Origin of the sequence: Vibrio sp. ArtGut-C1 (assembly GCF_002105475.1) — a bacterium.
In the GTDB taxonomy this organism is placed as follows: domain Bacteria; phylum Pseudomonadota; class Gammaproteobacteria; order Enterobacterales; family Vibrionaceae; genus Vibrio; species Vibrio diabolicus.
In genome coordinates this window covers 93,606-114,923 of sequence record NZ_NCTH01000012.1, presented here as the reverse complement: position 1 = coordinate 114,923, position 21,318 = coordinate 93,606, and the positions used below count along the sequence as shown (strand labels likewise).

12 protein-coding genes are annotated in these 21,318 nt (G+C 46.9%); 6 read left to right on the top strand and 6 right to left on the bottom strand.

From position 1 onward, the window contains the following. Positions 1–59: 59 nt before the first annotated feature. The gene (locus B7360_RS12730; RefSeq protein WP_085343658.1) at positions 60–1,109 is read right to left on the bottom strand and encodes a Preprotein translocase subunit SecY; all 1,050 of its coding nucleotides are present in this window, start codon (positions 1,107–1,109) and stop codon (positions 60–62) included. A gap of 485 nt (positions 1,110–1,594) precedes the next feature. On the opposite strand from B7360_RS12730, the gene B7360_RS12725 reads away from it, so the two are divergent. Together B7360_RS12725 and B7360_RS12720 are read left to right on the top strand one after the other, a co-directional pair. Further along, positions 1,595–2,056, top strand: a complete 462-nt coding sequence (locus B7360_RS12725) for a hypothetical protein (RefSeq protein WP_065646681.1) — start codon at positions 1,595–1,597, stop codon at positions 2,054–2,056. Between the two features lie 93 nt (positions 2,057–2,149). Further along, the gene (locus B7360_RS12720) at positions 2,150–2,623 is read left to right on the top strand and encodes a copper chaperone PCu(A)C (protein WP_085343657.1); all 474 of its coding nucleotides are present in this window, start codon (positions 2,150–2,152) and stop codon (positions 2,621–2,623) included. A 166-nt stretch (positions 2,624–2,789) separates the two neighbouring features. Here B7360_RS12720 and yegD read toward each other — a convergent pair whose 3' ends face one another. The 3 genes from yegD to B7360_RS12705 form a co-directional block, all read right to left on the bottom strand. After that, positions 2,790–4,142, bottom strand: a complete 1,353-nt coding sequence (yegD, locus tag B7360_RS12715) for a molecular chaperone (RefSeq protein ID WP_085343656.1) — start codon at positions 4,140–4,142, stop codon at positions 2,790–2,792. 112 nt (positions 4,143–4,254) lie between these two features. Further along, complete coding sequence (locus B7360_RS12710) at positions 4,255–4,878, bottom strand: hypothetical protein (RefSeq protein WP_005395624.1); 624 nt, start codon at positions 4,876–4,878, stop codon at positions 4,255–4,257. A 325-nt stretch (positions 4,879–5,203) separates the two neighbouring features. After that, positions 5,204–5,524, bottom strand: coding sequence for a DOPA 4,5-dioxygenase family protein (locus B7360_RS12705; RefSeq protein ID WP_005375836.1), 321 nt, complete (start codon positions 5,522–5,524; stop codon positions 5,204–5,206). Positions 5,525–6,181: 657 nt separating this feature from the next. On the opposite strand from B7360_RS12705, the gene pdhA reads away from it, so the two are divergent. The 3 genes from pdhA to B7360_RS12690 are packed head-to-tail and all read left to right on the top strand — an operon-like array spanning position 6,182 to position 9,397. Further along, positions 6,182–7,276, top strand: coding sequence for a pyruvate dehydrogenase (acetyl-transferring) E1 component subunit alpha (gene pdhA, locus B7360_RS12700; RefSeq protein WP_012842500.1), 1,095 nt, complete (start codon positions 6,182–6,184; stop codon positions 7,274–7,276). Next, positions 7,269–8,252 (top strand): alpha-ketoacid dehydrogenase subunit beta, encoded by a 984-nt coding sequence (locus B7360_RS12695; RefSeq protein WP_005395620.1) that lies wholly within the window; start codon positions 7,269–7,271, stop codon positions 8,250–8,252. The genes pdhA and B7360_RS12695 overlap by 8 nt, the downstream gene beginning before the upstream one ends. After that, complete coding sequence (locus B7360_RS12690) at positions 8,249–9,397, top strand: dihydrolipoamide acetyltransferase family protein (protein ID WP_047009272.1); 1,149 nt, start codon at positions 8,249–8,251, stop codon at positions 9,395–9,397. The genes B7360_RS12695 and B7360_RS12690 overlap by 4 nt, the downstream gene beginning before the upstream one ends. A gap of 66 nt (positions 9,398–9,463) precedes the next feature. On the opposite strand, the gene B7360_RS12685 is transcribed toward B7360_RS12690, so the two are convergent. Next, a complete protein-coding gene (locus tag B7360_RS12685; protein ID WP_085343655.1) occupies positions 9,464–10,429 on the bottom strand; it encodes an electron transfer flavoprotein subunit alpha/FixB family protein in 966 nt (321 codons plus the stop codon). Between the two features lie 138 nt (positions 10,430–10,567). Between B7360_RS12685 and B7360_RS12680 the strand changes: the two genes are divergently transcribed. Beyond that, a complete protein-coding gene (locus tag B7360_RS12680; RefSeq protein ID WP_085343654.1) occupies positions 10,568–12,229 on the top strand; it encodes an electron transfer flavoprotein-ubiquinone oxidoreductase in 1,662 nt (553 codons plus the stop codon). A gap of 160 nt (positions 12,230–12,389) precedes the next feature. Here the strand turns inward: B7360_RS12680 and B7360_RS12675 are convergent, their stop codons facing one another. Further along, positions 12,390–21,233, bottom strand: coding sequence for a VCBS domain-containing protein (locus B7360_RS12675; RefSeq protein WP_164673218.1), 8,844 nt, complete (start codon positions 21,231–21,233; stop codon positions 12,390–12,392). Between the last annotated feature and the right edge of the window lie 85 nt (positions 21,234–21,318).

Below are 21,318 nucleotides of genomic sequence, written 5' to 3'. Positions count from 1 at the left end.
ACCTTACAGTAAAAAAGAGCGCCGATTGACGCCCTTTTCGATCTCTAATTGATAACCAATTATGCGGCCTCTGTCTGACCTATCCAATGATAATGGTGGTTGGCTTTTTTACCCACTAAACCGAGCTCTGCCAATTCCTCAAACACCTTGTCTACCTCTTCCGCAGATAGCCTAAATTGTTTGGCAACGGCTTTTTTTGTGCACGTAATTTGATGCGTTTTAAGTGCATCGCTCACTTGCTCTAATAGAGTTTTCGGTTCTTTTGGCTCTTCAGGCTCCGGCGTTACTGGTATTTCTTGCTCTTCCTCCTCTTTGATATGAGGAAGATACCCCGCTGGCTCTGGATCGATATCGCGAACCGTTTTCAGTACCATGCCCTCATTTCGGCGATAGAAATGTCTGAACCGTTGCTCTTCACCAATCAGGCCGACAAAAAATGCAGCAAAGAAATCCAACAGAATCGAAAGAAATACAACCAAGCCAAGCTGAGCTTGCTGAGAGGTGGTACCAAATGCGTTGGCCAGGCTATCAATCAAACCAATCACTGAGCCTTGCGTGACCGGTGGCAAACTATCACGTTCCATAGCCAAGCGTTGCTGCTCTTCGCGTAAGGTTTTGTTTTGCTCCTGAATGCGAGTTACACCGGTCGCGATACGCTCCATCTCGATGTATTTCTGCGCTGCCATATTGTTGAGCTCAATCTGTTTATCGATTGCCGCAATTTGGCGATTAAACGCTTCCACTTTCGCCTGCTCTACCGAAATATGGCTTTGTGCGCTGTTTGTTGCACTGTTAATGCCACCAATACTACCGCCAATGGAGATCGCAGCTAAGACTAAATAAAACACGAGAGCGGTTGCCGCCCCCGTATAGTTGCGATGGGCTCGGCGCTCACCGTATTCATACCAAGCGTAGAACTTACCCGCTTCAAAAATAATCGCTAAACCACCAAATAAGGTTTGCATCATCGGGTTTTCGTCGATCGACAAAAACAGCAATAGAGAAAAAATAGTCGATGCTAAAATCGCAGCACCAGTGAATGCGTATACACTCACCATGGCAAATCGACCTTTAGGGTATCGATATCCAATCTGTTGTTCGTATTTCATTTGAGAAATTTCTTAAGATTAATCGCCCCTCCGACTAAGTAGGACGGACGTTCTGGCATGTACAAAGGAGCGCAGAATACCGTATCCTTTATTAAATTACTGTCATAATTCCGTTAATGGAAAACAAGTGAAGATTCGGTGTGCATTTTGAATCGATATCAGCCAAATCTAGCACGTAAAAACATCACTTCGGCACCCACTAACCGAAGTTTCAGTGACATATAGGAGAGATTAATTCAGTATCTTCAAAAGCGACTAGGCAAGACAGACAAGCTGAATTGGAGGTTATGAATGCAAGCCGAATCAAGACATGCCATCTGCCGTAACACGTTGCTTTAAATCGTAAAGAGCCAAGCTATTAAAGCGTTAAAAATAGGCAATAAAACAAATAATGCACACTTGCATCACCTTTTAGTAAACTGATAATTACATTGTTTGGTTAATTTGTTAGTATCCCGCGCCGAAGAAGATAAGCACTCAATTGTATGGAAAACACTCTAATACAGCATAAACACCATCGCTTGCACGCTATTGCGGTTATTATCGCGGTGTTGTTTCAGTTGTATTTAGCGTCCACAGCGACTCTTAACCCAACACAAGTTCACAGCACAACCTGGCTTAACAAAGTTCAAAGTGAAAAGGTCTTACTGTGTACCGCAGATGGTTTCAAATGGGTGGATATCAATACGCTGATTGAAGCTAACGCTCAACCTTCTTCTACGCTCATTCAAGATCTTAATTTACATGAAGGCTTTCAGTTTGAGTGTCCGCTTCTTCAAGCGGTTCAATTCTTTCTTTTGGTTGCGATTGGGCTATACCTGACTACCATCCATTGGCTGCGCCGAGTCAAGAATGCCCTGACGCCTTACCGATTTTCAAAATGCGATAGGCTCGTTTACAAACACATCGCGCCTAAGCACTCTCCGCCGAGTGTTTTTCCTGCCTAACAGGCATCTAATCATTAACAACTTTATTCAAAAATAACGATGACTCTGTTTGTTGTCCATTCAGAGAAGCCATTCATTCAAAAGGAAAAACACATGCTTAAATCATTTAAAATCGCCGCTATCGCGCTTATTGCTGTCATCGCTAGCCCGCTGAGTTTAGCGCACGATTATGAAGCAGGGGAAATTCATATCGATCATCCATGGAGCCGCGAAGCGCCACCAAACGCACCTGTTATCGGTGGTTTTTTTCAATTAACCAACCACGGTAACAGTGAAGATGCATTGATCGCAGCAGAAAGCCCAATCGCAGGACATGTCGAAATTCACACGCATAAGAAAGAAGATGGTGTGATGAAAATGATTAAGATTGACGAAGTGCGCGTTCCCGCCAATGACTCAGTGTTGTTTAAGCCAAGCAGCTTCCATTTAATGATTTTCAATCCAACACAAGCGCTCAAAGAAGGTGACCGCTTCCCTATGACGTTAACATTCAAAAACGCGGGTAAAGTGGAAGTAGAAATGGCGGTTGAAAAACAAGGTCACATGGAAAAACACATGCACCATTAATGACGTAAACAAAAATGCCCGCTGATTTAGCGGGCATTTTTATTTCAGCTTAGTAAAAATCATTATTCCGATAGATCATAACCCGATTCTTCAGAAGAATAGCAGCGCTTCGCGAGACGAAGTCATAAATTTGGTAACAATGCCCATAGCGCAATTAGTTTTCTTTCTACTTGAAACAGACCTCAGCCCAACGAGCTAGGCCAGCAGTGACCGAGCCAAAATAATTTCCACTGACAACCGGAATATTTGGCAGTACGGTTTGCACCGCATCGCGCAAAATTGGCGAGCGTGCCGAACCACCAGTCATAAAGATAGCATCGGGTTTCACCCCAGCTTGCTCTACCGCTTCTGTCACCAACGCCGTCATTTTATTCTTCGGCGACTGAATCGCTTCGATCATTTCGTCTCGTTGCACATCGACTTCAATCAGTTCTGACAGTAAGTTGATGCCAGTTCGGTAAGATGCTTGCTCTGAAAGCGCCACTTTCGCTTCTTCGGCACGGCGAACGATGTTGTAGCCTAAAGACTCATGATACACCTCTAGCAAACGGGCAAGCTTTTCTGGCTCTTGAGCCTGCTTTTGAAGCAACTTCAACGCGGATAGATTCTCTCGAGAATAGAAATTACTCTGCGCTTCTACATTGTTGATTGCTATCGGGTTCCAGAATTGGGTGGTCGGCATCACAATACCTGACTCCATTTTGCTTTCCATGCCAAACGGGAACATGAGCTGCTTAAATGCTAACGCGATATCAAGATCATTCCCGCCGACGCGCTGGCCACTATGAGCTAACAAGCTTGCGGTCCTATCCGCTTTGCCACGCCAAGACGGCCCCATTTGAATCAACGAGCAGTCCGTTGTACCACCGCCAATATCGACCACTAGAATGGTTTTGTCTTCGCTGAGTGTCGCTTCATACTCTAGGCCCGCCGCGACAGGCTCAAACTGAAACTCCACATTTTGGAAGCCCGCACGTTTCGCTGCCCGCAACAAAATGCGTTCAGCCTGAATGTTAGCCGTTTCACCGCCACGCCCATGGAAGTTAATTGGCCGGCCGATAACAGCATCGGTAATACTTTGCTGCGCATCGTTTTCGGCTTGCGACTTAATATTGTCCATCATCGCGCAGACAAGATCTTCGAAGAAAGCCAATTGCACGTCACGCAAGCCAGAAGCGCCAAGAAAAGACTTCGGCGACTTTACGTAATAGATATCACGAGGGTCTTCCAAATAGAGATTAAGCGCCGCCTGACCAAATGCAATGTCGTCAGATTCGAGATCAATACTTTCTTCTCTGTTTAAATTGATTGCCCGGCGTAAAACCTGCTCACCAACTTGATCTAATGGTTTAATATCTCGATGGCGAAATAAGTGCTCGGATACCGATTCACGAGTCGGTGCAGCAAGGGTGGAAGGAATAAATGGACTGCTCCCTTCTAGGTTAAGCATTACTGGCTCACCCGATTCCATTTTTGCCACTGAACAGTTTGCAGTGCCATAGTCAAAGCCGATAAACATAGTTCCTCCCACTAATAAGGGCCTGTAGACCGTTAAAAAGCCGGCAATGCTAACTTAATGGCATAGGAATTACTATCCTAAAATCGTGTGTAATTTAACGTGGCAAGTCTATCTAAGGTTTATTGCTCTCTTTTTTCATAGATGGCAAAACAACCGCAACCAATAACGCTAATAATAAGAATACAGGAGTAAGCGTTAACCCGTGCCAGATCGAATAACCGTCATGGAACAACCAGAAAATACCAACAGTCAAGAGATACGCAAAGTAACTGCAAAACACTAAGCTAATCGCAACAAAGCGCGTTCGATTGATAATAAGAATCCGCACTAGATACTGACTAAGAATACCAGAACAGTGCATGGCAAGCTGCCAATTGATGATAAAGAAAGCAAGCGCAATAAACCCTGCAACCACTAGTGAATCGTGAGTATTTAAAATAAAGTAGCTACCAAATCGGCTTATGATGATCGGGTAATCCCCTTCATATACTGTTGACCAAGATATCGCATTTGCTGCTGCAATATAATTCGCAAAATAAGCGATGGCGTAAAAAGTCGTTTGAGAACTGAACGGCTGAAATACATCCGTACAATACCCTCGCCATTCTTCTTTGTTGGCGGTAGGTCCAACCCAGTTACGTTTTTGATGAGCGACGCGCTCGGCGAATGCAGGTCCGTTGCGAAACAACAACCAAAATATATACAGTGAAAGTATGACCAAGAGTATCGAAAACATACCCTTCCCCCTCAGAAATTATCGGCTCCACTGCCAATGGCGTTGGGGTCGTAAACTGCACTTCCCTGCTATACCTATTTCATTTATCTGAACTTATTATTTTATTGCTGCCAAAACTTATTTAACGACATGCTAAACAGAAACATGGTCTCACTTGATGTTTAAGCTCAAAAACCTACTTGTAGGTTTAGCACACAAAAACAGGGCCTGCAGAATGGAGAAAAGGAAATCGCGACTTATTAACGAACATGAAAACGCTAACTTGCTACGGTGACCGCGATGAGGGGAGAAGCATTCAAAGCGGTCATACATGCGGGAGGAACAGCTATTTCTCTAGCTTCTCTTCAAATACACCAATCTCTCTACCCAGCCAAATCGCGCGTTCCGTATGATCGAGCAACTCTTCTTCACTCACAGGATGGATAAGCACAGAAAAATCACCTCGAATTGTATCGAGCCAAGCCAAAAACTCTTCACTCAATGACTCTAGGTGAATTTCAAACATCGGCATTTTATGTGGGCCAACCAATCTTCCAACCAAAGGAAACACACGCAGCACATCTTGACGCTCTTGACGGATGATCTCGTTCAAGGCTTGCGCTTTATCTTGTTCTCTTAAAGGAAAATAAACATGAGCGTGATACATAATTTCTCCATAATCACTTCGACTTGAGCGCCATCTACTGCTGATAAGCTCAAGGACCGCCGAGGGTATACATTTGTAATGCCGTCACCCTACCTTGATTCCACTCTGTTGGGAAGAAGTTATGTATTCTCATAAGGCCGGAGTTTCGGGCACAACAAAAAATCTCAATACAACACATAACAACTACTTGAGTTGATTCATTAATAATGACTCACTTTGTCAAATTTTACAGCCAAATTTTGTTGCAAATATGTTTCATTAACCAGTAATTAAATTCGAGTTTAAAAATGCCACCAACAAAATAACAGCATATTACTCTGCCAAATCAAGGTGTAAGCAAAACTTTACTACTGGGCGAAAGTCAAAATGAAGCACAATTTAACAATTTGTTTACACTTATTGTATCTGGCTATACCACGATTTAGTTAGAGGGTTAGATGCAGAAAAAATGTTTCTCTGTGTCTTGCGATGAAATAGCCGCAGCGGTGTTATCGGAAAATAGTTTAAAGGACGTACAGATGCCTACAGCTATAGAAAACACAAGCAACCTTAGGTATGGCCTTTGCGCTGATATCAGAGTTTGAGCACCCATACAAACTCTGGTTTGATATGAACAGCTGCAGTCCAAAAGACACGCAGCGTCAAAAGGAGCTTGAGATGAACGTTCAGGCATTACCCATGCATCGGTTTATCGACCATCATGGGGACCTAGTCGGCCAACTACCCAACTGGGCTGACACTGAAACTTTGGTCGGGTTTTACCGAGACATGGTATTAACTCGCACTTACGACAACAAAGCCGTTGCGTTGCAACGCACCGGCAAGTTAGGGACCTACCCTTCGCACCTAGGTGCTGAAGCCATCGGCATTGCGGTCGGTAGAGCGCTGAAAGCCGATGATGTATTTGTCCCTTATTATCGCGATATGCCTGCAATGTGGTGTCGTGGTATTGGCATGGAGAAGAATCTTCAATACTGGGGCGGTGATGAGCGCGGTAGTGATTTTGCTCCTGAGGGCAGCCCAATTCCTAGCCGAGATCTTCCATTCTGTGTTCCCATTGCGACGCAATGTACACACGCTGTCGGGGTGGCTTCCGCACTGAAAATTCAAGGTAACCATGAAGCTGCGCTAGTCATGTGCGGCGATGGCGGTACATCCAAAGGGGATTTTCTAGAGTCAATAAACTGTGCGGGAGCTTGGAATATTCCACTTGTTTTCGTCGTGAATAACAACCAGTGGGCAATTTCAGTGCCGCGTAGCCTTCAATGTGCTGCCGATTTCTTATCAGAAAAAGCGCAAGGCGCTGGTATACCGGGCATTACGGTAGATGGTAACGATGTCGTCGCCGTTTATGATGCAACCAAGACCGCACTTGAGAGAGCGAGAAAAGGGAAAGGCGCAACACTCATCGAAGCGGTCAGTTACCGACTAAGTGACCACACTACTGCCGATGATGCGACTCGTTATCGTAAAGAGGACGATGTTCAAACCGCATGGCAATACGAACCTATAGCACGTCTTAAAACGTATCTCCTTAATCAAGGAGCTTGGAGCGATGAACAAGAGCAACAATGGCTAGAATACTGCAAGGAACAAGTGGAACTGGCAGTTGAGCGCTACCTCAGCTTACCGTCACAAGCACCTGAAACTGGGTTCGATTATTTGTATGAATCGCTTCCCCAAGAGCTTCACGCTCAAAGAGATGAACTCATCAACAAAGCAATGCGAATGCAGGGAGGCAAACATGGCTGAGCTAACGTTAGTTGAAGCAGTAAACCTCGCTCTGCACCACGAAATGCAACAAGACCAAAATGTTGTCGTGTTAGGTGAGGACGTAGGTGATAATGGTGGCGTATTCCGTGCCACCGTAGGGCTCAAACAAGAGTTTGGTCTCAAACGAGTGATCGATACGCCCCTCGCTGAAGCGTTAATCGGCGGTGTTGCGGTCGGTATGGCAACGCAAGGATTACGACCTGTCGCCGAATTTCAATTTCAAGGTTTTGTTTTTCCGGCAATGGAGCACTTAATGTGCCACGCGGCACGCATGCGTAACCGAACTCGCGGTCGCCTCACTTGCCCTGCGGTTTTTCGTGCGCCATTTGGTGGCGGTATTCACGCTCCAGAGCACCACTCAGAAAGTGTAGAAGCGCTATTTGCGCACACTGCTGGCTTTAAAGTAGTGATTCCTTCTTCACCTCAACGCGCATACGGCCTGCTTCTCGCCGCGATTCGAAGTAATGATCCTGTCATGTTCTTCGAACCGAAACGCATTTATCGAACCGTAAAATCTGAAGTCGTTGATAATGGCGAAGCACTTCCACTCGACACCTGCTTCACCTTACGTAAGGGGCGAGATATCACGCTTGTTACTTGGGGCGCATGCGTCGTAGAGTCACTTCAAGCCGCACAGACCTTATCTAGTCAAGGGATTGAAGTCGAGGTGATTGATTTGGCGAGTATTAAGCCAATTGATACCGCGACGATTTTCAGCTCACTAGAAAAAACCGGACGTTTACTCGTTGTTCATGAAGCGAGTAAAACTTGTGGTGTGGGCTCTGAGCTTTTAGCTCGAACAGCCGAACACGCCATGTGCTTACTAAAAGCCCCACCTAAACGAGTAACTGGAATGGACACCATTATGCCTTATTACCGTAACGAAGATTATTTCATGGTTCAGGAAGAAGACATTGTGACCGCAGCGCGCGAACTCGTGGAGGATTGGAAATGAAGACGTTTAACTTACCCGATCTCGGCGAAGGCCTCGCTGAATCAGAAATTGTAAAATGGCACGTTAATGTCGGTGACATGGTTAAGTTGGATCAAGTGATCTTAACTGTCGAGACAGCAAAAGCGACGGTCGACGTTCCCGCCCCCTACTCGGGCCGTGTAGTCAGCCGCCATGGGGAAGAAGGTGATATCGTCAATATTGGCGCATTGCTACTCGAAATTGACGAAACTGGCGCAGAGCGCGGGGCTACGGTAGAGAAAAAAGAGACCGCTGACGCCGCGACCGTTGTCGGCAATGTTTCTCATCAAGCGCATCACGTTAACGTCGATGACTTCTGGATTGGAGGCAATCACAACACGACTGAGAGTAATCTAGTTACTGCTCTACCGTCGGCTCGTCTATTGGCACAAAAACTTGGGGTAGATCTTAATCTCGTGTCAGGCAGTGGTCCAAACGGTCTTATCGTTGATGCCGACATTTACGACGAAGCCGGAAAACAGCGTCCGGGCACAGAAGTATTGAAAGGTGCTCGACGCACCATGGTGTCCTCGATGACTGAGTCACACGAGCACGTTGCTGCCGTGACCATTACAGAAGAAGCGTTGCTGGAAGACTGGCTGCCGAACGAAGACATCAGTATCCGCCTGGTTCAAGCGATTGTTCATGCGTGTCAGGAAGAGCCCGCTTTAAATGCTTGGTTTGATGCAGAAACCATGACGCGTTGCGTGCACAATACAGTTAACCTTGGTATTGCTGTAGATAGCCGTCATGGCTTGTACGTACCCGTATTGCGCCACGCAGATGAATACGAGCCACAAGATGTTCGTCGTTGGCTCGATCAAACTGTTGAAGGGATCAGAGAGAGAAAAATCGGTCGAGAGCAATTACAGCACGCGACGATTACGCTTTCCAACTTCGGAGCGATTGCCGGCATTTACGCGACACCTGTCGTCACACCTCCACAAGTCGCTATTGTTGGTGCTGGTCGAATACTCGACCGAGTGGTGATAAGAAATGGTCAAGCAATTTCGGTGAAAGCAATGCCGCTATCCGTAACGTTTGATCATCGCGCTTGTACTGGTGGTGAAGCAGCAAGGTTTACTAAAGTGCTTGCAGAACACCTGCAACGCCCGAGCGAAAAGTAACTGGTAAAAACCAAATGATAAAGGCTTCCAGCTCGGAAGCCTTTTGTTTGAGAGAACAGATTATATCTACAGCTTCTCTAGCAACTCCGGCATCACCTCAAATAAATCGCCGACCAACCCATAGTCAGCGATGTCAAAAATAGGCGCATCGGGATCGCTGTTAATTGCGACAATCACCTTTGAGTCTTTCATTCCCGCTAAATGTTGAATAGCACCAGAAATTCCGACGGCAATGTATAATTCAGGTGCAACAATTTTACCAGTTTGCCCGACTTGATGGTCATTAGACACATACCCCGCATCAACCGCCGCTCGGGACGCTCCTACCGCTCCACCTAACTTGTCAGCCAATTGTTCGACTAAAGCAAACTTCTCTTTACTCCCGAATGCACGACCACCCGATACCACTACTCTAGCCGCTGGCAATTCTGGTCGCTCACTTTCTGGCGTTTGCTGCGAAATAAACTCACTAAGTTTGTTGATAATCACTGTATCGACTTGAGTAACCTTAGGGACAACTGGCGTGTCTGACAGCTCTAGAGCATCAAAAGCCGTACTTCGTATGGTCATCACTTTAAAGGGATCGTTCGACGTGACTGTAGCCAATGCATTCCCGGCATAAATTGGACGAATCACCGTATCGATAGACTCGATTGTCATCACGTCCGAAAGTTGCCCTACATCGAGCAACGCCGCCACGCGAGGCATCACATTCTTACCAAACGTGCTGGCAGGAGAAAGAATGTGTGAGTAATTTTTGGCTACTTGTGAGATCAAAGGCGCGATGTTTTCCGCTAACCCATGCTCATACTCCTTTGCGTCAACCCAAATAATTTCTGCAACGCCCTTAACACACTTCAACTCATCCAAAACCGATTGGCACTGATAACCAATAAGCAATACAGAAACAGCAAGCGATTTATCACCATCCTTGATATCAAATGCCGCTTTAATTGCACACAGCGTCCCTACAGCCAACGACTGGTTGTCATGTTCCGCAATGACAAGTGTTGCTAATGGTCGGTCGTCCATGGTCATGCCTCGTATAACACGTCAGATCCATTACTTGAGCTTAGTTTACTTCACGTTAACGTCAACTGAGCTATAGTTTTCTGTATAGAAACCAAAAACCTGTCACGCAGATGACGATAATAGAAAGGAAGCAGATAGATGGAACGAGAATGCATGGAGTTTGATGTCGTGATCGTGGGAGCCGGACCTGCGGGCTTAAGTGCCGCTTGTCGCCTAGCTCAACTCAACCAAGATAGTGAAGGTGACGCACTTTCAATTTGCGTTGTAGAAAAAGGCTCAGAAGTGGGCGCACATATTTTATCTGGCGCTGTTTTTGAAACTAGTGCCTTGAATGAGCTTTTCCCCGATTGGAAAGAAATGGATGCCCCGCTATCAGCCTCAGTTCAGCAAGACCATTTCCTTTATCTTACTACTGAGCAAAACCATATTCGCGTCCCTCATTTCCTTACGCCACGTCCAATGATAAATGGCGAAAATAATTATGTAATTAGCCTTGCCAACCTTTGCCGTTGGCTCGCTAACCAAGCAGAAAGTCTTGGGGTGGAAGTTTTTCCTGGCTTTGCCGCTGCAAGCATCAATTATGATCAGACTGGCGCCGTGACAGGCATTAATACGAGCGATATGGGACTAGATAAGAACGGCCAAGCCAAACCTAACTTTGAGCCAGGTATCGAGCTAAAGGCAAAATACACCCTTTTTGCTGAAGGTTGTCGCGGACATCTGGGTAAAGAACTTATTCAAAGGTTCGACCTAGACGCAGGCAAGCAACCTCAGCACTACGCGCTTGGCTTAAAAGAGATATGGGAATTACCCTCTGACAGCAAGGATGTATCTGGCAGTGTTATCCACTCCGCTGGCTGGCCTTTGAGCGAGACAAATACCACTGGCGGCGGTTTTCTATATCATATGGAAAACAACCAAATCGCGGTCGGTTTGATCGTAGATTTAAACTACAGCAACCCTTACTTAAGCCCGTTTGACGAGTTTCAACGCTTTAAGCATCATCCAGCTATCGAGCAACACCTAAAAGGTGCCCAACGTATCGCATATGGTGCAAGAGCCATTGCAAAAGGTGGACTTTCTTCTCTGCCGAAACAGCAATTCCCCGGCGGTTTATTGATTGGTTGTGATGCAGGGACTTTGAATGTCGCTAAAATTAAAGGCAGCCACACAGCCATGAAGTCCGGAATCATTGCAGCAGAAGCAGTACATACTGCCCTACAAACTGGGGCTTCTGAGCCAGGCTACCAGTCATTATTTGAATCATCATGGTTGTATGACGAGCTCGCCGAAACACGTAACTTTGGTGCGAACATCCACAAGTTTGGCAGCATACTGGGCGGTGCACTTTCGACCTTTGAGCATAACCTATGGCAACCACTGGTTAAGAAGCCGTTACCTTGGACTATCAAGGACTATTCGTACGATCACGAACAGTTAAAACCTAAACAAGAATGCCAACCAATTGCATACCCAAAACCAGATGGTGAAATCAGTTTTGATAAGCCTTCGTCGGTATTTTTATCAGGAACACAGCACGAAGAGAACCAACCTTGCCACCTTGTTCTGACTTATCCTCACATTCCAATTGATGTGAATTTGGGTATGTATGACGAGCCGAGCCAGCGCTATTGCCCTGCAGGGGTTTACGAAGTGGTGGAAGTTGAGAGTAAGTTGAAGTTTCAGATAAATGCCGCCAACTGCGTGCATTGCAAAACCTGTGACATCAAAGATCCTTCACAGAACATCACATGGAAAGCGCCAGAAGGTGGTGGCGGACCAAGCTATCAAAACATGTAATCAAAGAACCACTTAAAGTGCAGAAGCAGTGCATTTACTACTGCTAATTTTTAAAATGATTAAGCAAAAAGTCGGTAGCTAACAGCGGCAGAAAAGAAAAACAGCACCTGATGATTCAATCAGGTGCTGTTTACTAAAATAACTTAATCTTCAGGTAATATTAATCCACGCTAAAAACTTGGTGATGGAACAGCTGATCAACGATTTCATGAGATGTCGCTGACGACCCTAACTCCAACCCTGATAAATCAAAGTTCTCTAATGCCACGGACATTGTGTTGCTGCCTTCTCCAGTAATCGTCAAATTCAGAGTATCTTGGGCACTATCGTAGTCTGCGCTTACGTGTTCCAACAAGTTATCCATATCCGTTGTGTCGTCACCGACAAACTCAAGAATGTCACTCAAATCCAGCTTGTCTTCATCCAGCCTAAAGTCTTTAATCACATCTCTTGATGACGTCATGTCCAGTGATTCTTGAGTAAAGGTGAAGGTGTCAATACCCTCTCCACCTGTCAAGATGTCACTGCCTAGACCTCCCGTCAGGATATCGTTTCCGAGCCCACCAACCAGAATGTCATCGCCTGCGCCACCACTCAACGTATCTTGACCTGCTTGTCCTAGCAAAATATCGATGCTTTCGCCACCAGTGATGCTATTCGCAAACTCATCTCCCACCGACGCATGGCGCTCAGTTTGTACAATATCGGTGCCAGAATCGTTCAATGTAAGTGTAAAGACGTTTTCACTTATGCCACCTTTACCATCAGACACTTTAAACAAGAAATGCATATCCGCCTGCTGGTCACCCTGTAGAGTAAGCTCATCGCTTTGAGTAAAACTATAACTGCCATTGGATGACACTTCCAAGGTGCCGAACGCTGTCTGGATATGAAGCTGACCATCTACTTCACTGGATGAAGAAACTAACGGCTGATTTACGCTTACACCGTGCAGATCTGCGCCCAACAGAGTGAAATCGCCTTCTGCCAAAGAAACGGTCATGCTATCACCATCAGCGTCCTGGCTTCCCGCCAGTAACTCACCGGCAATTGGATCGGGAGAGAACTGGTTTAGGTACTGCCCCAAGTCTTCACCTGAGTCGATAAACACCACTTTGTCGCTAAGCTCATCTAGAGCCTCTGCTGCTTTGACATTATCAGAGAGAGCAATACCAATCCCATATACTTTGGCGTCATGAGTCTGTTTGTAATCCTCCCAGCGCTCGACTAGATCAGGAGAAGTAACAGCGCCCTCGCTAGGGTTGGGTTCGCCATCTGAGATAAAGAATATGGTGTCCTTACTCTCAGACGGTTTTTCTGGACCGAAATAGTCCCAACCATCCTGCCAAGGGTAAACGGCATTACTTGCCTCACCAGGCTCCATTACAGCCTCTAAAGCTTTATCGTAATCCGTATTGGTACCGTATTCTACGTCACACCAGTTGCGCACATATTCTGACACTTCATTTTGGAAACTTAAATCGTTTGGATCACGGCCATTCATCTCTGGTGGGCGTGTCATCAACTCAACTTCACTCAAGGTCAGCCAGCTATGTGTGGATGTATCTCCGTCGAAACGTACCAGGCGGATATAGGTATTTGATTCTCCTCCATCGGCAATCATGTTTTCAACCATGGAATGTAACGCTGCTGCTGCTTTGTAAGCTCTCGATTCAGTTTTCGGTGCGGTTGCCTCACGACCCACGGTATTTTCACCGTCAAAGGTGCGGGTCATGCTGTTCGAGTGGTCGAACACTACCGTCACTTTATTGATCGGTAAGTCTTCCATCTGAGCAAAGCCCTGAACTGGAGATGAGGTTGGGGCATGGTTCTCAGTGACATTCAGGATAACCTGAGTTGTATCGGTATCCACACCATCGCTTGCAGACACTTCCAACTGATACGTTTGCTGAGTCGAGTGATCCAGTTTTACACCATCTTTCAGCCAAATCTCACCACTATTAGAGTCAACACGGAATAGATCAGCATCACCACCACTCAATTCATACTTTATGGTGTCACTGCCATCCGGATCAAACGCTTCCACCTGGCCGACTAATACCCCAACTTCTTGCTCAGCGACGTCAAAGCTTGCTGTATCTTCTGTTGGCATACCGTTGGCATCGGTGCCATGGGTTTGGTCTGTATCACCGACACTGATGAATTCTGGTGCGCGATCTCGGATATCAATGGTAACTTCGCTATTTGTAGTATCACCGTCAGCATCGATAACCGTAACGTCAAGCTTCTCTTGTTGATGACCTACAACATTGCTCGCTTGATAGTCGTAGTGACCATTTTCAAAGTTAATGGTCAGCTTGCCGTGGTTGGTATCAATTTGCGCCAGAGAATGGTCCGATATTTTCGTGCCATCGCTGTTAGTGACATCACCGTTTACTTTGTTGTAGTAATATATCTCGCCATCGATAGTGATGTGATCTACCCACTGAGCATCACCGCCATTGTCATCCAGAAGGTTGCCTTGCAACTGGCCTGAGACCGTTTTACTAAGCAAATCCCCAATCTGAGAATCATCTACAACGACAATAGCACTGCCTTTATCTGTCGCGATCGACTCCAGATGTTCCAGAGACGCTCCATTACCAATACCAACAGACCAGATATTTTCAACATCCTGACCGCTACTGCTGATGCTATTTTCCATCGCATTTTGCAGAATGATGCCCTCTTCTTCAGAAGTAGGCTGAACCCGACCATTCACTATGTCCTGATAACGCTGTTCACTTTCAAAATCATCTGATGTTGACCACTTAATCAAGTTTTCACGGGTTTGAATTTCTCCCACGTTCGTTTGATTTGTCCAATAGGTAAAATCGGAAGGTCGACCATCTGAGATAAAGTAAAGCTGGGTATCGGTATTACTAAGCAATGCGTCATCTTCTGGATCACTAAGTATTTCATTTATTTGGTCAACGGCCTGGTTATATGGCGTCGATGCATATGGATGTATACCAGAGATAAAGGCATCAATGGCCTCGGCAGAATCTAGCCACTCAGAAATCTGGCCAGATGGTTGTCCGCTGTAAGTTGCAATTCTAAAACTTACTGGACCCAAATCTTGGTATTGCTCAAACATTGACTTAATAGAGTCTTGAGCAAGTTGCCAGCGAGTAACATATTGTCCGTCTGCATCTGTTACCCAGTCGAGCATTGATTCTGACGCATCAAGTGCAATCACAACACTATTACTTTGTGAATCAACATCATTTATTTCGTAGTGAGCTGAAGACGATGACGGTAATGAATCCGTCACATTCAGATGCAAGGTGGCACTCTCAGACTGACCTCCGGCATCCACCTCTACGCTAGCGCGGATATCCAGCATGTCCGCCCCCTGCTCCGCATGATCAAGAGGCATATGTTGATCAACTGTGAAATGACCCGTTTTGCTATCTATGTTGGCTTGAACCACTTTGATGCGGTCGGCACCTGTTCCAGTATAACCAGTTAGAGTGCTCTGATCTGCACTCACTTCAAACACAACCTCTTTACCATCACTGGTGAAACCACCTAGGTTTTGATCGGCGTTGAAGTGATATTCAGCCTCCGTTGCAGAACCGAGGTTTGCGATAAAGTTGCCTTCAGCATGTACGTCAGTATCCGTATCAACTTGAGATTCATCCAATGCTGCGTGTGCATCACTGAGCGACATAGGCTCACCCATCACACTAACGGTAACTTCTGCTTTATCGGTCAGGCCGTCGTCATCACGGATGGTGTATTCGAAGGTATAATCTTTCACTTCACCCGTTTTCAGGGTTTGTTGATCAGCTGGCAGTGACTCTAGGTACTTGGCCGCATCAAAGACCAATTTACCATCTTGCAGACTAAGGAAACTTTCTGATGGATAGTCGATAATAGTCAGAGCGTCACCATCCGGGTCGCTGTCATTCGCCAGAACATCCAGCTCTAACGTGCCTGAGCCATTGGTCTGGTAAGCTTCATCAAAGGTCGTCAGGTCCGCTGATACCTGAGTAATAAAGTACTCTGAGCCTTTAGGATCAATGACACCGTCTTTATAGCTGGTAGTAGACATTTCAATACTATCGAAGAAACGCCCATCTGCATTGATGTTGACTACTTGATTACCACCACGGGTACCTTCAAACACACCTGTCGCAACCAAGTCACCTTTGTAGTAAGCCTTCCAAACACCGCGCTCAATACCAGGCTCCCAGCTACCGTTCGAAGTGTCTGTCCATAGGTTTTTCACTTCAACTTCAGCATGATCGGCAACCTGACCATTAGCGAAGGAGAAGCGCATTGCTTCACTTTGTCCAGTTGCATCATCATATCGAATCTGACCATCTTGAACCCGGTCTGAGCCGCTGTCTAGCGCAGAACTAACGCCATATTTGTGGTCGCCGTCACCAACATAATCAGCTTTCGATGCATCAGAAACCTTGTTTCCAGATCGAGTATCAATCACATAATAATCAACTGTGATATCAGTGCTATCATCCCAGTTGCTCTGGTCAAGTGTCTTGGTTGTTTTTTCAATGCCCTTATCATCTTCAGCAATAGGGGCTTCATTAATATCGCGAACCAACACTTCGACCTGAGCGGTGTCTTTACCGCCAAACTGGTCACGAGCTTCCACTTCTAGCTGGTAGTTATCGATAGATTCATGGTCCAGATTTGCACCATTTTTGACACTGATCTCACCAGTAAGACTGTTGATTTCAAACAGTTCGCTATGACCGTTTAAGTGATACGTTATCTGACTGTCCTGATCGACATCGAATGCATTTACTTTTCCAATTACACCCGATTGACTGTTTTCATCAACGCTAAACTGGTAACTATCGATGTCGGTTTTACCTTGAGCATCCAGACCAAAGTTGTCATTACTCCCACTAACAAATTCAGGAGCATCATTAGTGCCCGTAATATCAATCACGATGTTTTGTTGTGTGCCATCGGTCGCCGTGAGGGTGATGGTATCTTGCACCTGATCACCCTCGTCCAGCTGTTGAACCTGGCTTTGGTCCAGCGTATACGTCCACTTTCCATCCACCAATACCAGCTCACCGTAGGTGCCCGTAACGGTGGTGTTGCTAAACACTGGCTCATCGCCATTATCAACATCAGAAATAGTAATGGTACCTGTTGCGGTCGCGACATCACCGAGATTGCCTTCAGTCACCTTACCGGTGAACGTGCCCGTCACGACTGGCGCGTCTTCGGTGCCCGTAATATCAATCACGATGTTTTGTTGGGTGCCATCGGTTGCCGTCAGGGTGATGGTATCTTGTACCTGCTCACCCTCGTCCAACTGTTGAACCTGGCTTTGATCCAGCGTATACGTCCACTTTCCATCCGCCAATACTAGCTCACCGTAGGTGCCCGTAACGGTAGTGTTGCTGAACTCTGGCTCATCGCCATTATCAACATCAGTAATAGCAATGGTGCCTGTTGCGGTCGCGACATCACCGAGGTTGCCTTCGGTCACCTTACCCGTGAATGTGCCCGTCACGACGGGCGTGTCTTCGGTGCCCGTAATATCAATCACGATGCTTTGTTGGGTGCCATCGGTCGCCGTCAGGGTGATGGTATCTTGCACCTGCTCACCCTCGTCTAGCTGTTGAACCTGGCTTTGGTCCAGCGTATACGTCCACTGCCCGTCCACCAATGCTAGCTCACCATAGGTGCCCGTAACGGTAGTGTTGCTAAACACTGGCTCATCGCCATTATCAACATCAGAGATGGTGATGGTGCCTGTTGCGGTTGCGACATCACCGAGATTGCCTTCGGTCACCTTGCCGGTGAACGTACCCGTCACGACTGGCTTGTCTTCGGTGCCCGTAATATCAATCACGATGCTTTGTTGGGTGCCATCGGTCGCCGTCAGGGTGATGGTATCTTGCACCTGCTCACCCTCGTCCAGCTGTTGAACCTGGCTTTGGTCTAGCGTATACGTCCACTTTCCATCCACCAATACCAACTCACCGTAGGTGCCCGTAACGGTGGTGTTTGTAAAAATCGGATCGTCGCCGTTATCAACATCAGAGATGGTGATGGTGCCTGTTGCGGTCGCGACATCACCGAGATTGCCTTCGGTCACCTTGCCGGTGAACGTGCCCGTCACGGCTGGCATGTCTTCGGTGCCCGTAATATCAATCACGATCTTTTGTTGGGTGCCATCGGTCGCCGTGAGAGTGATGGTATCTTGCACCTGCTCACCCTCGTCCAACTGCTGAACCTGGCTTTGGTCCAGCGTATACGTCCACTTTCCATCCACCAATACCAACTCACCGTAGGTGCCCGTAACGGTGGTGTTTGTAAAAATCGGATCGTCGCCGTTATCAACATCAGAGATGGTGATGGTGCCTGTTGCGGTCGCGACATCACCGAGATTGCCTTCGGTCACCTTGCCCGTGAACGTGCCCGTCACGACTGGCGCGTCTTCGGTGCCCGTAATATCAATCACGATGTTTTGTTGAGTGCCATCGGTCGCCGTGAGAGTGATGGTGTCTTGCACCCGGTCACCCTCGTCCAACTGTTGGACCTGGCTTTGATCCAGCGTATACGTCCACTTCCCATCCACCAATACTAGCTCACCATAGGTGCCCGTAACGGTGGTGTTTGCAAAAATCGGATCGTCGCCATTATCAACATCAGAGATAGTCATGGTGCCGGTTGCGGTCACAACATCACCGAGATTGCCTTCGGTCACCGACCCCGTGAACGTACCGTCAACAATAGGCGTGTCTTCGGTGCCCGTAATATCAATCACGATCTTTTGTTGGGTGCCATCGGTTGCCGTCAGGGTGATGGTGTCTTGTACCTGCTCACCCTCGTCCAGCTGTTGAACCTGGCTTTGGTCCAGCGTATACGTCCACTTCCCGTCCACCAATGCTAGCTCACCATAGGTGCCCGTAACGGTGGTGTTTGCAAAAATCGGATCGTCACCATTATCGACATCAGTAATAGCAATGGTGCCTGTTGCAGTCACGACATCACCGAGATTGCCTTCGCTCACCTTGCCGGTAAACGTACCGTCAACAATAGGCTTGTCTTCGGTGCCCGTAATATCAATCACGATGTTTTGTTGAGTGCCATCGGTCGCCGTGAGAGTGATGGTGTCTTGCACCCGGTCACCCTCGTCCAACTGTTGGACCTGGCTTTGATCCAGCGTATACGTCCACTTCCCATCCACCAATACTAGCTCACCATAGGTGCCCGTAACGGTGGTGTTTGCAAAAATCGGATCGTCGCCATTATCAACATCAGAGATAGTCATGGTGCCGGTTGCGGTCACAACATCACCGAGATTGCCTTCGGTCACCGACCCCGTGAACGTACCGTCAACAATAGGCGTGTCTTCGGTGCCCGTAATATCAATCACGATCTTTTGTTGGGTGCCATCGGTTGCCGTCAGGGTGATGGTGTCTTGTACCTGCTCACCCTCGTCCAGCTGTTGAACCTGGCTTTGGTCCAGCGTATACGTCCACTTCCCGTCCACCAATGCTAGCTCACCATAGGTGCCCGTAACGGTGGTGTTTGCAAAAATCGGATCGTCACCATTATCGACATCAGTAATAGCAATGGTGCCTGTTGCAGTCACGACATCACCGAGATTGCCTTCGCTCACCTTGCCGGTAAACGTACCGTCAACAATAGGCTTGTCTTCGGTGCCCGTAATATCAATCACGATGTTTTGTTGAGTGCCATCGGTCGCCGTGAGAGTGATGGTGTCTTGCACCCGGTCACCCTCGTCCAACTGTTGGACCTGGCTTTGATCCAGCGTATACGTCCACTTCCCATCCACCAATACTAGCTCACCATAGGTGCCCGTAACGGTGGTGTTTGCAAAAATCGGATCGTCGCCATTATCAACATCAGAGATAGTGATGGTGCCTGTTGCGGTCGCGACATCACCGAGGTTGCCTTCGGTCACCTTGCCCGTGAATGTGCCCGTCACGACTGGCGCGTCTTCGGTGCCCGTAATATCAATCACGATGTTTTGTTGGGTGCCATCGGTCGCCGTGAGAGTGATGGTGTCTTGCACCTGCTCACCCTCGTCCAGCTGTTGAACCTGGCTTTGGTCCAGCGTATACGTCCACTGACCATCCACCAATACCAACTCACCGTAGGTGCCCGTAACGTTGGTGTTTGCAAAAATCGGATCGTCACCATTATCGACATCAGTAATAGCAATGGTGCCTGTTGCGGTCGCAACATCACCGAGATTGCCTTCAGTCACCTTGCCCGTGAACGTGCCCGTCACGACTGGCGCATCTTCAGTGCCCGTAATAGAGATCACAACTTCATGCTCAGTGCCATCTACAGATAAAACGGTAATACTTCTGATGATTGGGTCACTGTCATGATCCAAAGCCTGCACTTCTTCGTGCTCATTATTCAGCTGATAATTCCAGTTACCGAAAGCATCAATTGAGAAGACGCCCCAATAACTATCTTGAACCTCACTCTGTGATTGGAATAACGCTTCACCTGTATTTGGATCAGTAACACTGAGGTTGCCAGAAGTTCCAAGCGTCACGTCTTCTTGAACGGCACCTCTATCTTCACCATCAATCAACGCTTCAGTTTCACCAAGCTCTGAGGTTGTGAATCGAGAAATATTAAATAGCGTTGTACTTTGCTCTGTCGTCACGCCGGCGGTTTCAAAAAAAGTACTTGCTAGTACTTCTGCCCCCGTTCGTTCAACAGTACCAGAGGCAGTCAAACTTGAACCCGTAACTTCACCAGCTTCAGTAGCATATTCATCACCTAGTTCACTCGGGTCTTGTCCTTTTTCGATGGCCTCTAATATTTTCGCAAGCTTGTCGGTAGAATCAGTTTGAGCTTCACCTTCTGTGTCAGCAATATATACATGCTGAGGTTGGATCTTCCCCTCTACTAATTCAACGACCACTTCTCCCGGTAACAAGTTTTCTTTAGACGCAAAAGCTTTAATTTGACCATCTAGGCCGATTACAACATAGGTTTGTGCGGTTAATTTTGATGGTCCAACCAAGAGCTTATACCTCATTTAGTAAATACAAAAATCTCAAAGTCCATAAAACTAAGAAAGTAATAAGACTTATTTTCAAGAAGCGATA